The sequence below is a fragment of the Buttiauxella sp. BIGb0552 genome, assembly GCF_004366275.1.
GTDB lineage: Bacteria > Pseudomonadota > Gammaproteobacteria > Enterobacterales > Enterobacteriaceae > Buttiauxella > Buttiauxella gaviniae.
The window spans coordinates 1-13,441 of the sequence record NZ_SODY01000015.1; the positions used below are offsets into that span (position 1 = coordinate 1).

Consider the following 13,441-nt stretch of genomic DNA (forward strand, 5'->3'; position numbering starts at 1 on the left):
TGATTGAGATTTTAGCGGATCTGGACGGTTTGCCATTCTTACCCAAAACTTAGGATCGTACACACCCCCTTACCCAATTTACCCAATCACGGGTTTTTTCAGCACTGACGCGGCTTTGAGTTGGGTAAGATGTTGGGTAATGACCTTACCCAATTTACCCAATATCACGCCAGCATTACCCGGAACCTTACCCAATCGTTACCCAACGACTACCCAAAACCTTACCCAGCGTTACCCAGCTTACCTACAGGCACAAAAAAGCCCGCACGTTGGCGGGCTGGTCATCGGGTGATGAGGATCAGGAAAGGTAGATCATGGTGTCTTTGATGTTCAGATAACCATGTGAGGCCATGTCTTCGATAACGGCACGTAAACGGGCGCGGCCTTTGTATAGGTCCTTTTTGCGTAGCGCGTTCTCCAGTACCACTCTGTTACTCTTGCCGCCTTTGCCGTCCAGGTAATCAATGATGGTCTGCCATTCGCCTGGTCTACCAATAAGGGCCATATCCATTAGCTTGGCGTGGTACGCCTCGATCTGCTCTTTAGTGATCTCGATGGCGATGCGCAGCCATTCCGGGTTAATGGTAGATGGTGCGGGTTTATCTTCCCCGCCGATGACATCCTGGCAGTAATGGGCGTACAGGTGAAGCAAGGCCGCAATTTTGCTGGCGTGGGTGTCTAGCTTGGACACAAGGCCGGAAATCAGATCGGACGAATAGCGCGCCCCATCCAGTAGCAGCGGCTCCATTTCTTCGGCGGCGGCAAATAGCATGTCTGCGCCCTCCGGGTTGAAATGCAGGTAATTGCAGCACTCTGCGCCACCATCGCGGCCTTGTCGGGCGATGAGGCGGCGGCATGCGGTCTGGTAAGGGGTCATGTCGCAGATTTTGCCGGTAAACTTACGCTTACCCAGCAATGATGGCTCAGAAGCGATCAGGAAACGCTCTGCTAGTCCGGTACCGTTGCTGATCCGCAAAATGGTGTCGATGCTTCCGGCCTGGGCAAAGCAGCAGATAGAACCTGCGATCTCCCCGCTGTAGCCCTCACGGCCTGCGCGTAGGTTGCTGACGTGTCCGCCGTCAAAGCCATGAAGGATGGCGGCTATGTTGGGCTTGTTGCCACCCTTCGCGCCGTAGTTCAGGCCAAAAAGGGTATCGAGTAATGCCTGCTCATCAGATGCCAGGCTGTATGCGCCTTTGTTCGGGATGAGGCAATGCAGGTCTAGTGCGGCGGTGGTTGCATCGGTAGCGTGAACGGTCAGCGGCAGCGGCAGGGCTTCCAGATTCTCAATAGCGTTCTGGAGCTGGTTGCGGGTCACGCCCGGCTCTTTGTTGCGGAGTCCCAGCTTGATGCTTTCAATTTTTGTACGTTGCTTTGCCAGTTCGCGGCTGCGCTTCTTGTTAATTTCTGCGTAGCAGTCGCGGACGGGCTTATGAGTACCGTTAAAAATGGCGCTCTTACGTGCTCCGGGCTTCTGTTCGACGATGACGAACAAGCCCAGTGGCAAAAGGCTGTCACTGTAATGGCGGGTTACGCGGTAAGTCATTAGCGCGGCGCTGCTAAATGCGGCCAGTCCGACAAGGAAAGTCGAACGTTCAGGGATTTGCACCTGGTCGGCAAGATCGCGCATGGTTTGCCCTAGCGGGTGTCCTGCATCGATCAACATTTGCACAATGTTGCGGGTACCTGGCTCTTTAGTTATTTCTTGTACGGCTTTTTTCTGCGCAACTTCCGGCGCATGTTCAATGACTGACATTCGCAAAACTCCATTGGCTCCCGTTTTACGGGCGCAAATACTTGCAAGGAGTGTCCAGTACATCTAACATCGTCAGTGGGTAGTCGCGATGTTTTTGGTGATGACTGAAGACACTCCGATTAGGTGAAGGCTCGCATTGTCTAGATGCGGGCCTCTCGTCTTTCTGGGGATTAGGATTACCCGGTTCGCCATCTTATGCAAATTCTAGCGGCACCCTACCGCGCATAAGTCGGGGATCCCTCTCGTTTTATTCCTTCGTTAACGTGCGATAGCAGACCCCCGGCACCATTCCCAGCGCCTCACGTTGAACCTTTGCCACCGCTTCCAGACCTTTTGCCGCAGCCGTCAAAACACCCAGCGTTACGCCATCCCGTTCTTTTAGTGCGTTATTCATCAGGCTATGGATCGCCCTTGCGGTGTTCTCCGTGTTCGTTTCGCACTGGATGCGGCGATCTGACACGTCGCGGTGCGCCACCATCACCAGCTCGCCTGCGCTGGCTTCTGGGTTAGCGCGCAGATGCTCGATAACAGCCAGACTCTGGCCGGTGCTCGGCAGGTTGGCGGTATAGTCTCTGCGCCAGCCGTCACGGCGTGCCCATTGGGTCACTGTCATCGCTGCCAGTCCGTAATTCCCCGCCAGCTTTTTGAGGCTGATATTGCTGCTCTCGTATTCTGCCCGGATGATTGCTTTCAGCTCCGGGCTAAACTGCTTACGTGAAATGCTCATGCTTTTAGCTCCTGCATATTCAGTGTGACCAGCTCCGGCAGCTCTCCGCCGCAGCGTTGGAAAGGGCGACGGTGGTAGTTAGCTCGCGCCCATATCAGGATCAGTGCCCGCTCTGCGCGCAGGAGCATTTCCTGGGCACTGACGGCGCGATCTGTTTGCTGCTCGAAAACCCTCTGCGCTGCGCGCAGTTCACCGATGGCAGCAGCGGTGGGCTGCTGCTCGAAATCCTCCAGGACGCGGTAAAGCTCAAACTCTGCGTCTGACAAATCTTGTTGCGTCTGGTCTGCCCGTTCGCGCAGTTCGGCCAGCCAGGCGCTATCAATCAGGCGCTCTTTGTCTTGCCACTGCTCCGCAAAAAAGCAGGGTCTGGCGGGGTGCGCCGTGCCGTTACGGTCGGTGAAAATGTGGGTGATGCCTTTCTGATCACCGGCGATGCACTCCAGTAGAGTGGCGAACTCGCTTTCTACGGCTGCGGTCATCGTGCTGAATGCGCCGGTGGTTTTTTCCACCTCATGATCTAGCGCTTCTGCCAGGCTTGCCGGATTGCTAAAAATCTCGGTTTCACTGGCTTCATAGAAAAAATCATCTGTTAGGTTCATTTCGCGCTATATCCTTCTAAGCAGCGGTAATCCTTCCGGTTCACACGGAATTGTGTCGGGTCGAGCTGGCAGAAGTGGTGCCCGTTCGGGTGTGGTTGGCAGTGGCGGCAGCTCCCGCAGGTGTATGCGCCATGCTCGGCTTGCTCATCACGGGCCATCTGGATGACCTGCGCGGTATCGCGTACCTGGGGGAGAGCAACCTCACCAGGTCGCAGCAGCGGAACATCGTCAAAGAGCATCTGACCTGTTACGGGGTCAGGCGTGATCAGCAGGGTTGGTGCGGTTTCGCGCATTGCCGCCACATCGCAAAGGTGGTTTGCAAAGCTCAAATGCGGGTCAAAGCCCCCCACTTTGCAGACCTTGTGTGTGGTTTTTGTGGTTTCGTCGTCGTACTCAGTGACCAGCGCCGTTTTGCTCAGATGGTAGAAAAATTCCTCGGCAGCGTTGCAGCTCTCCAGTCCGTTTTTCCCCCTGCGCTTGATGGTCAGATCACGCCAGTTTCCAGGTATAACGGTTCGCGGGTTCACCGTGTCGAACTGGTGAAGGCTGTAATCCATGCAGCGATATTGATTCACGCTGGCCGTGAAGCGGTTCACGAACTCATCACCGGTGCGGTTCTCACTGGTGCTGCTCTTATAGCGGTCGTTCCATCTCACCAGGCCGTCGCCCAGGTTGAAGCTGTTCACGACGAAAACGCGTCCGGGGAAGGCCTGCGCCAGCTTCATGGCATCGTTGGCGTTTGGACCAATCTCGACGCAAGCGGCCTTGATGCCGTAAAGCTCCATTAGCTCATGGGTGCGCAGGAACGGATCGACGTGGTGCCATAGCTCGATGTGAACGACAGCCCAATGCCCACTCGTCAGGCGCTTTTTGATGACGTGGCCGTTAAGGCCTTTCATCTGGTCGATGCCCAGCACGTACAGGCTGCGCCCGTCGCCTTTGCTCTCCCATCTGACACCCAGGGCCTCACCGGCTGCGGCGCAGCTTGTCAGGTTCGCAGCACTCACCGGCGTTGCGTCTGGGTCAATCCAGGGCCAGCCCAGGACGCGGTTATAAAAGCTCTTTTTGCTGATCGCGCCTTCGTACTTTTGGCCAATCTCCGTCGCGCTGACGGTCGGGGAAAGGAACTGCGGGAAGTGAATAGACACGCAAGGGTGCGAACCCTGGGCACGTTCCGGGAAGCGGGCGCGCCATTCGCCATCTTGCGGGTCGGTGATCTCCGCGTGGCACTGCTGGCACTCGTACCGGTAGCCGCCTTGGGGTTGTTTCACCACGATATTCGGGAAAGCACGGATCATGGGTTCCATGTTGCCGCAGCCAGGGCAGCGGGTATAAAACTCATGCTGGGTGCCCTGTAAAAACTGGCCGTGAATGTCTGATTCCGGCATGTTGGCCGTACTGCCAGAAACCATCATTGCAAAGTTGCTGGCGCTGGTACGCTCCGCAATTTTGGCGATCTGCTCGTTGGTCAGCTCTTGCGTCTCATCCAGAAAAAGCACATCAGCCGGAGTGGATTCCGTCGAAACCTTACCCGCTGCATAGCCGAACTTATAAAGCGTTGCGCCGATCCTGCGGCTGCGTATATTGCCCTCTCCGTCTTCACTGCGCGCCATGAGTTGTGCGACCGCAGGAACGCTGCGACACATCGGGATAAAGCGCTGCTTTGATTTGTCGTTGCTCAGGGTCTGCGTAGGGACGAACAAGGAAATGCCGATACCAGGGAAGCGCAAGCCCACGTAAAGACTCGCCAGCATTTCAAAGACGGAAAATCCTAGCTGGGTCGCTTTCAGAAAGATGATCCGCTTTTTGCGGCCTTCCTCCAGGGTTGCAGGGATTTGCTCGTACAGGAAGCGCATAGCGGGGCGGTTATCGAGCTTAAACGGCTTGCCATCAACCAATAATCCATCGGCGGCCAGGCGCTCGCACCAGTCAATAAACCGCTCCCCAGGACGCAGGACGCGGTGATCTGCGGTCAGTAAGATGGCGTGTTTATGAAACACGCCGTAAAAGCGTTGCGCCCGTTCGGCTTCCGGCGTTTGTTTGATTGCGGCCAATAGTTCTGGGGTCAGGTATTGCTCGTTTGCCGTGGTTGGCAGCGTGGCGCAGCTCCAGGCAAAATCTTCATTTCCCTTTTGGTACAGGCGGAAAAAATCACTCTGCTGGCCGTTGGCACATCCCAGAAATAGCGCCTCCCCTCCATTGTTCAGGCGGATCAGGTCGCGGCCCTGGGTTTGCCAGTAGTCGCCGAAACCTGGCATTAAATGCAGGTCATCAACTATCAGCGCCGCCGCCTCTGGTGCGGTCTTCGGCATGTTCTGCCAGTCGTAGAAATCGCAGATCGCCCCATTCCCGAAAACAATCTGGGCGGGCGTGGTTTTCACTATCCAGTCATCAAGCATGTCACGCAGACGGGCGCGGGCGCGTTGCAGCTCCTGCGCGTTCGCGCCGATCCAGATGCTGCGGCTCCCTGCGGTGATGGATTCAATCAGACTATCAATGCCCAGCGCCGTTTTGCCGCTCATCTCTCCGCCTGCAATGACGTGGAAACGGGCGCGGTCGGTAACGGCTCGCCGTTGGCCGGTAGTCAGTCGTAAAAGCTCAGTAATTTTTTGCATTTTTGTACAGCCCGAAAGTGTCGTGACGACAGAATGGTGTTGTCACGACATCCAGGCAGGTACAGAAAAATGCTTTTTAAACCCCAGTACATCTGGATTGCTACGCCAGTTCTAATGCGGGGAAAGCAAATCGTAGTTCATTCAGTTAAAGAACTTGAGGCGCTGGGATTCGACCGCAGCCACGCTGTTAAATGCGCAAAAGGTAAAAGGTTCATGCATAACAATCACATCATGAAAAAAGTCCCCCGGACGATTAGCCGTAAACAGCTCGAAAAAGCCTGCGGGGAAGAAGTTCTCCGGGCACTGGAGCTGGGGCTTAGACCAGATACGCGATGCCGGTTTAAAGCGCCGATTGCGGCCAGAAATCTAGAGTCCGGGGAAGTCGTTATTTTTCACACCACCATCGAACTGGCGGCGGCTGGGTTCAATCGCAATAACGTTAATGCAGTGATTAACGGCATACGTGAAAGTCACCGTAATCATGTGTTTTATCGCGTTGCGGCGGATGTATGGAATAGCGAGGATTTCAGCGGTGAATGAGGCTGTTTTAACCCTGTCCGGGCGCATCAACTCTGATCCCCTGGAGCGCGGCACTAAATCTGGCGGGACGATGGCGAGTTGTTTTGCGTCTGCTGCGTCTACCGATAACAACGGGACCCACTACCTCAACGTTAACGTGGTGGCATTCAATGAGCTGGCCGATCTGCTCATGCGCCATGTGAAGGGCGATCAGGTTGTGCTTTTTGGTGATTTGGCCGCTACCGGCTGGGTCGGCAAAGATGGTGAACTGCGGAACGGCCTCACACTGACACTGCGGGGCATCCAGTCTGTGAAGATTAGGCCAGCTAATCGCACCTGCGGCAGCTACCGGCATCAGCAGGAACTCCAGGGCACGGCTGCGCCGCAACCCCCTCACCGTGGCGCTGACGCGCAAGGGCAATCTAGCCGGTGGTAACTCTTGTTTAACGCTGTTTAACACCCTGTAAATAGCGTTAAACGCTGTTAAACTGAAATGGTAAACAACGGTAAACACCGTTAAACCAATCCGGTAAACAACGGTAAACACTGTTAAACCAAATTGGTAAACAATGTTAAACGAGGTTAAACATGGCAAGTCATATTGCAGCCCGCGCCAGTGAAGAAATTACAGAAAAGCTTGATGCTTATTGCAAAGCTGAGGGGGTTACACGTTCAGAAGCCATCCTTCGTGCTTTAGCGCTGCTTTTAGAAGGAAAGGCACCTATTTCAGTTGGTCATGAGATAGAAGCGCTTAAAATGAGACTGGAAGCTATTGAGTCGATGTTAGCTCAGGGATACAAAGCGCCAACAACGGAAAATCCGGTTAAAAAGAGTACACCGCGTGAAGCAGCTCCCCGACCGCTCCGGTCGTTGACTACTTCAATCATGGAAGGTGCGCGTTATGACCGTGAAAAGATCTTGGCCCTTTCCTTGGAGAAGATAGACGAATACAACGCAAAAGGTTTGCGAGCGAATTACACAGCAATTGCGGAAGCAGTGACGGCTGCGGGTCTAATCAATCAGCATGGTGGGAACTGGACGGGTCAAACACTGGGGCAATTCGTTAGACGCAATTCAAAATGACGCGCTACGTGATTTTTAACGTAATGCTAGGGGTAATACTGGAAAGAATGGGCACAGCGTGTAAGTGCTTATTTTGAAAATGGTTAAATTGCGCTTCCTCGCCCGTTCGCTCACTACGTTCGGTCACGGACTGCGGCGAGCACTACGGGTATAAATTAATAGAATCAGAAGCTAAAGAGTTAAAAATCATGAAAAAAGAATTATTGCTTTGCCTGCCATTAATTTTTATTGCGGGGTGTGCCCAGCAGAAACAGCAAATGCCAGAACAACACTACAAGCAATTTTCCGTGGTCACAGTAGCAACAAATGCATGTCTGAAAGAGAACTACATTACGCCACAGGAAGCAGGTCAATCCCACGCTAACGTAGCTCTATTTTTAAACTCATGGACATACGATCCTGTACGCTTCTCAGCTATTCTAGCTCAAACCGAAAGTAGTCTGAAACCATCGGATATCAACCAAGAAAACTGCAATATATTAAAAGCTAAGATCTACCAAGACACAATTGAAGCCCAGAGATACCAAGAGCAAGCACAAGCAGCAGCCCAGCAAAGAGCCATTGCAAATCAACAAGCAGTTCAATCAATGCAAAATTCAATGCCAAAAACGACATACTGCAACAGGATAGGAACCCAAGTGTTTTGTAATACCTATTGAGAGACATTGACGAAAGGGCGTGGATACCGTTTTTACATAGGCTCCGCCCTCCTACCAAATCAAGCCTAAAAAGGCGATTCAAAGTAGAAGTGGCGAAACCTGACAGGACATAAAGATAGAGTAGGTTTCCCCGCTCCGGCTCCCTCTCACGCGCTCCTGTTCCCACCATTACGGCTTACCGAAACCTTACCGCCTTTCTCCCTCACGGGAAGCGGGGCGCTTTCTCATAGCTTCCGCTTGTGGCTCTCGGCTCGTTGTAGGTGGTTCGCTCCACGCTGGGCTGTATGTGAGAACTCCCCGTTCAGCCCTACCTGTTCGCCCCCATGCCAACAATCACATGACTCCAATACATGGGCGCACGGTTAAAAATACCGCTATTGAACAGGCATTTGATACAAATCCGGGGAGATGCGCTTGAAATGAGCCATCAATCTGGCTATCTTTGAGGCATCTCCTCCGTTCCGCTCACCCAGAACGAGAGATGCACAGAGGCCGCCCGTTTAAAGGTGTTGGTTTTTGTGGACGGGAACTTGAGAAAACCCATCGCACTTGATCAGGTCGCTACTTGCAATAGCGGCCTTTTCGCTTTCTGAATCTACATTCACCAGCATCATTGATCAAGTTGTTACAACTGACAGTGCTACGAATGCACATAACTTAATCAATTTAGCACTGCTTGTTCCTAAGTCGGAACAAAATACGCTTATATTCTGAGCACTTATTCTGTCATCTCTTGAGCTGACTTTTCCCGCTCAATCATGATCTTTTTGTGTCGGTGCCGCGCAGGTGCAATTCGCGCTTCTTCTCGCGCATCTCGCTCCATAATTCTCCTAGCCATTTTGCTAAGGTAGCGATCTACGCAAATAACTGACACGCCGCTTGCCAGTAGCTCACCAACGTACTCAGGTAACTGGATTAACCTACAATCCGACGAGCCTTGTACGCCCATAATTGCCAGTTCAGCAGCCCATGACCGCATCAAATCCTTACTATTTGAGATCATTAAGCATCTCGACAAGCTTCGCAAAGTTACCGCCACCGTTTGCCGCCATCCGGGTCTTACGCGATTCAATGACAGGCAGTGCGGCGCTGCTGAATGACTTCAAAACCTCATCCGGGTTCGCGCCTTTTCGTAGTGCGCTGACAGCAAAAACACCGCACTTCATTAGCCCTGGCGTGTCATAGCCGTGGGATTTTGCGAGCTTACAGAATGCATTGATACTTGTGATCGCGCTGGATTGAGTGAGTACGGGAATCACTTCTTCATCTGGCCATGCTGGGTGCTTGTTCATTGTCTTTTGCCTCAGTGTGTTGGTTGACGGGCGCAGCGCCACTGCACTGCGCCCGGCTTGCCACCATTCGACTACCCAAAGGGCTGGTGACTGCGTTCGCACTTATGCGGAGTGATGGAAGTGCGCCATCTATGGAATGCCCCGCTCATACCCGCAGCGGTAATGCTCGATACGGGGTTTTGCCTACATCAAAATTCTTCTTGCGAGGCGCTTTGGCATAAGCCAGCGACATGCTTTTTCAGTGCGCTAAGAATGCGTCCGTGATCTGCGTCTGAGGCTTTGCCCAGGTTGTGCGCTTGCGCGCGCAAGTCGCTGGCCTGGATAGTGCTCAAGCCTTTTGCCATCGCATCACCAAGACACTTTTCGATCTCGTTTTGAAAGAATCGCTCGCGGTGAAGCCCAGCGGTTGGGGATTCTTTCGGCTCAAGGTCCAGGCCCTCAGCGATGCTCTTATGCATCGGAACGATATGCGGCATCATCGGCGCGTGTTGGGCTTGTTGGCGCTGGTATTCACCTAGCATTTCAATAATCTGCTGGCGCGGTACGTTTGGTAAAACAGACTGCATCTGCGCGATTAGCTTTAAGTTATTGCTCATATAAACCTCAATTCGTGTAGGTCAAAGGCACACCGGGCGGCATGCTGCCGCAGGTCAAAAGACTGGTTTGACGGGCTTCTTGGCTGGCTTCTTGGCTGGCTTTTGTTCCGGTTCTGGAACAAGAGCGGCTTGCTGTGCTGCTGCTTCACGCTGCTGCTGCTTTAACGCCAGATCTGATTTGTTCCAATGCTCGATTGCAGTGCCGATATTTTGACCGTTTACGACATACAACATTTCTGCGCCGCACGGCGTAACGGTGATCGCAGATGATTTCTGCACTTGCTGATAAGTGCGCAGCAATTCACCTTCAATCTGGCGCGCTCGTTCACGCGCTACAGCAAAAATCAGTGATGCGCGCACAGCTCCCGCTTCGCGTGTCTTCTTCTGTAATTGCGCATGCAGTTCACTGACAAGGAAAGCGCCGATCTCCTGATCCGTCTGCTCAATGAGCTGCTGCACATAAGCTGCGTCTTCGCGCAACTGAGCAATTCCGCTTGAGGGTTCCGGGCGTTCACCGGCTGCCAACGCTGCTTGTCGTGCTGCGGTAAGTTCGCTGATATGCGTGTTGATATCTGCGAGCTGCGTGTTCAGATCAGAACGACGCACGTTAAGCGGCTCAATTTCGCGCTCAATTTCGCGCTTTGTTTCCAGAGCTTCTGCGACTTGATAGAGCGCTGATTCATAGCTCTGAACAAGTCGAACAAATAGCGCGCTATCAGCGCCCGGAATCGACACGGAAACAGGTTGCGCGCACCGCCCTACGATTGATGCAAAGTCTTGCGCACATGCGTCGGCGGTTTCTTTTGCGATTTTTGCGTGATCAATTTCAGGCTTAAACATCGGTGTTGTTCTCTTGTAAAAGTAGGACCAGGGCGGCAGTTACTACGCTTTTCTTGTCTATTCCGCGCAGTTCTGACAGCGCTTCGACGCGCCGCCAAAGGTGGCGAGGTACATCAATGTTGATGCGCTGGAATTCGGATTTGATAGATTTGCTCATGAGCACTATTTCCCTTTTTCGTTGGGTAAATAGTGCTGTCACGACATAGAAAGGGGATAGAAAAAAGATAGAAACTTGATAGGAAACTACGATTTCATTTTGGCAAGTCTGGCGCGGTAGAAGCTGCTCACTTGCCTTCCGTCCCACGGCTCGCCATCTCCGCGCGGGTGGAATTTATTAAGAAGTTCTGCGGCGGTTTTCCACTTTCCGTGAATTTCTTCAAGGCGTGGCATCAGCTCAAGAAGATAGCTAAAAGCGGGTTGGGGTGGTTCATCACTTACCGCTTTTCTCGGGCGCGGCTTGTTGGCTTTTGCTGCTTCATTACGCTGCATTTCTTCCAGTGCATCCGCATTTTTTTTGGCTTGCTGTTTGTTGAATTCGGCCTCAATTTCTTCCGTAGTCGGTGGCAAAGGAGGGGTGAAATAAGCATCAGCGGCCACACCCGGCAAAACTCGATATTCCTTTTCAATATCGCGTATATCCTCCCTTAGCTTGCTCAGGCGCGGTGTATCGTTTTTGATTGCTTCGCTAAGAATTGAGTAAATCAATGCGCTGCGGCTTACTCCGCGCTCAAAGGCCAATGCTTCAAGGCAAGCAATGAAAGCGGGTGGCATATTCGATTTAATAATCATGAGATCCCTCAAAAAACCCCGCGCTGGGCGGGGTTGACTGGCTGACTATTTGAAAATATCCAATTTATTTAAAGCTGATCATGCATTACGCGATGATTGGCCACGCTCACAATAGCGCGTTTAAGTAGCTTGGCGGCAATGTTCCAGCGGCGTGGATCATTGGCTGCGGCGGCTCTGCGCGCGGTGCGGCGGGCCTGTTCCAGTCTTGCGCGTGGTGTTACTATCTTGCTGATCATTTCGGTTCTCTCCGGTCTGATTAATGCCCCGCTCCAGGGTTCCAGCCAAGAGCGGGGCGCTCTCTTACAGCGGTTTCATCCGCTGCATTGCTCTGCGAATTGTTGCGGGGTTCCAGCTCGCTCCAGTTCGCGTGGTGATCTTTTTCTTGTTCAGTGCTGCGGCATATTGCGCAAAGCTCATAGGCTGGCCGCCGTTGTCGTGCATCGCTTCCAACAAGTGGGCGCGTATCGTATCCGCAAAATCTGCGGCGGCTTCCCGCTGCGTGTGTGCTCCAGCCAGTTGGCCAGCGCGGGTGCGGTTGCGTGTGATTGATGCTGCGCGGCGCTGTACCTTTTCCATGGCTTCCGGCTCCCCATTGGCTGCACGTTCGGCCAGTGCTGCCAGGGCTGCGCGGGTTCGCTCGCGTATGAATCGCCGTTCTTTCTCTGCCAGCAGCGCAAAAAGCTGTAACTGGAAAGTATCAGCGCCTGGCAGTGTGGCAATGCGTACATGATGATCATCAATGAAGTGCGCAAAATGCTTTACGCTCCGGCTGATACGGTCAACTTTTGCCGCCAGGATTGCTGCGCCGTGTTCATTAGCCAGCGCAATGGCGCGCTGCATGCCGGGGCGATCCTCCGGTTTGGTCGAACCACTCACGGCTTCCTCGGTGATTATCTCGATAACATTCCAGCCAGCGGCATTCGCTGCGGTCTGGATGTACTCGCGCTGGGCTTCCTCACCTAACCCGCTTTCCTTCTGGCTTTTGGTAGACACGCGCACATAACCGATCACGCAGTCGGTTTCCGGGTGCTCTGTAATGTCTATTGCCACTTTCTTTTTCATGCGCTGCCTCAATTTCTGTCTAGGGCTGCAATATATCACCTGTTAGACGGACGTGCATCAGGTATTATGCACTATCCGTGGCGCTGCCAGCGTTTGCGCTTTTTGGGGTTCTGGTACGGGTGATCGGGCATTGCATCGAGCTGGCTGGCGCATGATTTTTTTGCGTCTAGTGCTGATAGCGTCAAGGCAGTGCGTAGCGCTCCCGCTTGCGGGTCGCCTTGATGCTGCACCAGTCTGGAGACACTTGTCATGGTGGAAGGTGAGCGCATGCGATGCCTTCCACCTGATAGACGGTCTTTAGCCCTTCGCCCTTCGCCTTTTAACACGGTGCGCCCTGGACCTTTAAGGTCAAAAGCCTTTTCGCTCGCCGCTGGGCAGGGGTCGCGGCAGAAAAACCACCGCAACCCCAACCCAGGAGCTTTGGGGTCGTTCCACCCCGTCAAGGGTGAAATGCACTCGCTACGCTCGCCCTTGACCGGCTTACTCTCCGAACTGCGACGGCCTCAGCTCTAGTGCTTCCGGTCAAATCCGATAACCTCCCCCAACCACCACCAAAAACCAGCACGGATCGGCCAGGTATCAGCGCATGCAGTTAAGTTGCATCCCCTCCCTATTCTACCCCCCAGTTTTTCCCCTGCTCTGGGTACGTTGGGTAATGCTGGGTAATGGGGCTTACCCAGCTCTAACCCGCGCCAGCTCTGGGCTGGGAGGCGTTTGGGTAATTTGGGTAGGGGGGTATATATATTCGCGGAGTGAAATCAGGCTAAATCGGTTACTCCGCACTCACAATCTGTACAAAAATCAATCAATGATTGAGATTTTAGCGGATCTGGACGGTTTGCCATTCTTACCCAAAACTTAGGATCGTACACACCCCCTTACCCAATTTACCCAATCACGGGTT

18 protein-coding genes are annotated in these 13,441 nt (G+C 53.3%); 5 read left to right on the plus strand and 13 right to left on the minus strand.

Annotation, left to right across the window (positions count from 1 at the left end; genetic code table 11):
* Positions 1-139 precede the first annotated feature (139 nt).
* Positions 140-292, plus strand: coding sequence for a hypothetical protein (locus EDF88_RS24775; protein WP_166672022.1), 153 nt, complete (start codon positions 140-142; stop codon positions 290-292).
* A gap of 6 nt (positions 293-298) precedes the next feature.
* Here the strand turns inward: EDF88_RS24775 and EDF88_RS24495 are convergent, their stop codons facing one another.
* The 4 genes from EDF88_RS24495 to EDF88_RS24510 form a co-directional block, all read right to left on the minus strand.
* Positions 299-1,819, minus strand: a complete 1,521-nt coding sequence (locus EDF88_RS24495) for a DUF3987 domain-containing protein (RefSeq protein ID WP_134187871.1) — start codon at positions 1,817-1,819, stop codon at positions 299-301.
* A 184-nt stretch (positions 1,820-2,003) separates the two neighbouring features.
* Positions 2,004-2,483 carry a hypothetical protein gene (locus EDF88_RS24500; RefSeq protein ID WP_134187873.1) on the minus strand — a complete coding sequence of 160 codons (480 nt, stop codon included), beginning with the start codon at positions 2,481-2,483 and terminating at the stop codon, positions 2,004-2,006.
* Positions 2,480-3,082: a hypothetical protein gene (locus tag EDF88_RS24505; RefSeq protein WP_134187875.1), complete on the minus strand. Its 603-nt coding sequence runs from the start codon at positions 3,080-3,082 to the stop codon at positions 2,480-2,482. Before EDF88_RS24505 ends, EDF88_RS24500 begins: the two co-directional genes overlap by 4 nt.
* Entirely contained in the window at positions 3,079-5,697 is a 2,619-nt protein-coding gene (locus tag EDF88_RS24510) for a phage terminase large subunit family protein (RefSeq protein ID WP_134187877.1), read from the minus strand. The genes EDF88_RS24505 and EDF88_RS24510 overlap by 4 nt, the downstream gene beginning before the upstream one ends.
* Before the next feature lie 69 nt (positions 5,698-5,766).
* Between EDF88_RS24510 and EDF88_RS24515 the strand changes: the two genes are divergently transcribed.
* The 4 genes from EDF88_RS24515 (at position 5,767) to EDF88_RS24530 (ending at position 7,958) form a co-directional block, all read left to right on the plus strand.
* The gene (locus tag EDF88_RS24515) at positions 5,767-6,237 is read left to right on the plus strand and encodes a hypothetical protein (RefSeq protein WP_134187879.1); all 471 of its coding nucleotides are present in this window, start codon (positions 5,767-5,769) and stop codon (positions 6,235-6,237) included.
* Between the two features lie 70 nt (positions 6,238-6,307).
* Positions 6,308-6,652: a hypothetical protein gene (locus EDF88_RS24520; RefSeq protein ID WP_347876570.1), complete on the plus strand. Its 345-nt coding sequence runs from the start codon at positions 6,308-6,310 to the stop codon at positions 6,650-6,652.
* A gap of 152 nt (positions 6,653-6,804) precedes the next feature.
* Positions 6,805-7,299, plus strand: coding sequence for a ribbon-helix-helix protein, CopG family (locus EDF88_RS24525; RefSeq protein WP_134187883.1), 495 nt, complete (start codon positions 6,805-6,807; stop codon positions 7,297-7,299).
* 188 nt (positions 7,300-7,487) lie between these two features.
* Positions 7,488-7,958 (plus strand): hypothetical protein, encoded by a 471-nt coding sequence (locus tag EDF88_RS24530; protein ID WP_243839663.1) that lies wholly within the window; start codon positions 7,488-7,490, stop codon positions 7,956-7,958.
* 718 nt (positions 7,959-8,676) lie between these two features.
* Here the strand turns inward: EDF88_RS24530 and EDF88_RS24535 are convergent.
* The 9 genes from EDF88_RS24535 to EDF88_RS24565 all read right to left on the minus strand — a co-directional run bounded on the left by EDF88_RS24535 (position 8,677) and on the right by EDF88_RS24565 (position 12,806).
* On the minus strand, positions 8,677-8,937 hold the full coding sequence (locus tag EDF88_RS24535) for a hypothetical protein (protein ID WP_134187885.1): 261 nt from the start codon (positions 8,935-8,937) through the stop codon (positions 8,677-8,679).
* Positions 8,938-8,947: 10 nt separating this feature from the next.
* Entirely contained in the window at positions 8,948-9,250 is a 303-nt protein-coding gene (locus EDF88_RS24540) for a hypothetical protein (RefSeq protein ID WP_134187887.1), read from the minus strand.
* Between the two features lie 188 nt (positions 9,251-9,438).
* Positions 9,439-9,846, minus strand: coding sequence for a hypothetical protein (locus EDF88_RS24545; protein ID WP_134187889.1), 408 nt, complete (start codon positions 9,844-9,846; stop codon positions 9,439-9,441).
* Between the two features lie 54 nt (positions 9,847-9,900).
* Positions 9,901-10,686 (minus strand): hypothetical protein, encoded by a 786-nt coding sequence (locus EDF88_RS24550; protein ID WP_134187891.1) that lies wholly within the window; start codon positions 10,684-10,686, stop codon positions 9,901-9,903.
* Positions 10,679-10,843, minus strand: coding sequence for a hypothetical protein (locus EDF88_RS24780; protein ID WP_166672024.1), 165 nt, complete (start codon positions 10,841-10,843; stop codon positions 10,679-10,681). The genes EDF88_RS24550 and EDF88_RS24780 overlap by 8 nt, the downstream gene beginning before the upstream one ends.
* A gap of 86 nt (positions 10,844-10,929) precedes the next feature.
* The gene (locus tag EDF88_RS24555) at positions 10,930-11,475 is read right to left on the minus strand and encodes a hypothetical protein (protein ID WP_134187893.1); all 546 of its coding nucleotides are present in this window, start codon (positions 11,473-11,475) and stop codon (positions 10,930-10,932) included.
* 68 nt (positions 11,476-11,543) lie between these two features.
* The gene (locus EDF88_RS24785; protein ID WP_166672025.1) at positions 11,544-11,711 is read right to left on the minus strand and encodes a hypothetical protein; all 168 of its coding nucleotides are present in this window, start codon (positions 11,709-11,711) and stop codon (positions 11,544-11,546) included.
* Between the two features lie 64 nt (positions 11,712-11,775).
* A complete protein-coding gene (locus EDF88_RS24560; RefSeq protein WP_134187895.1) occupies positions 11,776-12,537 on the minus strand; it encodes a recombinase family protein in 762 nt (253 codons plus the stop codon).
* Positions 12,538-12,608: 71 nt separating this feature from the next.
* Positions 12,609-12,806: a hypothetical protein gene (locus EDF88_RS24565; RefSeq protein WP_134187897.1), complete on the minus strand. Its 198-nt coding sequence runs from the start codon at positions 12,804-12,806 to the stop codon at positions 12,609-12,611.
* Positions 12,807-13,441: the final 635 nt, after the last annotated feature.

Bases quoted from the DNA above. Each gene is read 5' to 3' on its own strand.
- EDF88_RS24535 (WP_134187885.1), bottom strand. From the start codon at position 8,937: ATGCGGTCATGGGCTGCTGAACTGGCAATTATGGGCGTACAAGGCTCG.
- EDF88_RS24560 (WP_134187895.1), bottom strand. From the start codon at position 12,537: ATGAAAAAGAAAGTGGCAATAGACATTACAGAGCACCCGGAAACCGAC.
- EDF88_RS24775 (WP_166672022.1), top strand. From the start codon at position 140: ATGACCTTACCCAATTTACCCAATATCACGCCAGCATTACCCGGAACC.
- EDF88_RS24565 (WP_134187897.1), bottom strand. From the start codon at position 12,806: ATGCGCTCACCTTCCACCATGACAAGTGTCTCCAGACTGGTGCAGCAT.
- EDF88_RS24515 (WP_134187879.1), top strand. From the start codon at position 5,767: ATGCTTTTTAAACCCCAGTACATCTGGATTGCTACGCCAGTTCTAATG.
- EDF88_RS24780 (WP_166672024.1), bottom strand. From the start codon at position 10,843: ATGAGCAAATCTATCAAATCCGAATTCCAGCGCATCAACATTGATGTA.
- EDF88_RS24510 (WP_134187877.1), bottom strand. From the start codon at position 5,697: ATGCAAAAAATTACTGAGCTTTTACGACTGACTACCGGCCAACGGCGA.
- EDF88_RS24500 (WP_134187873.1), bottom strand. From the start codon at position 2,483: ATGAGCATTTCACGTAAGCAGTTTAGCCCGGAGCTGAAAGCAATCATC.
- EDF88_RS24545 (WP_134187889.1), bottom strand. From the start codon at position 9,846: ATGAGCAATAACTTAAAGCTAATCGCGCAGATGCAGTCTGTTTTACCA.
- EDF88_RS24520 (WP_347876570.1), top strand. From the start codon at position 6,308: ATGGCGAGTTGTTTTGCGTCTGCTGCGTCTACCGATAACAACGGGACC.
- EDF88_RS24505 (WP_134187875.1), bottom strand. From the start codon at position 3,082: ATGAACCTAACAGATGATTTTTTCTATGAAGCCAGTGAAACCGAGATT.
- EDF88_RS24525 (WP_134187883.1), top strand. From the start codon at position 6,805: ATGGCAAGTCATATTGCAGCCCGCGCCAGTGAAGAAATTACAGAAAAG.
- EDF88_RS24530 (WP_243839663.1), top strand. From the start codon at position 7,488: ATGAAAAAAGAATTATTGCTTTGCCTGCCATTAATTTTTATTGCGGGG.
- EDF88_RS24550 (WP_134187891.1), bottom strand. From the start codon at position 10,686: ATGTTTAAGCCTGAAATTGATCACGCAAAAATCGCAAAAGAAACCGCC.
- EDF88_RS24555 (WP_134187893.1), bottom strand. From the start codon at position 11,475: ATGATTATTAAATCGAATATGCCACCCGCTTTCATTGCTTGCCTTGAA.
- EDF88_RS24540 (WP_134187887.1), bottom strand. From the start codon at position 9,250: ATGAACAAGCACCCAGCATGGCCAGATGAAGAAGTGATTCCCGTACTC.
- EDF88_RS24495 (WP_134187871.1), bottom strand. From the start codon at position 1,819: ATGTACTGGACACTCCTTGCAAGTATTTGCGCCCGTAAAACGGGAGCC.
- EDF88_RS24785 (WP_166672025.1), bottom strand. From the start codon at position 11,711: ATGATCAGCAAGATAGTAACACCACGCGCAAGACTGGAACAGGCCCGC.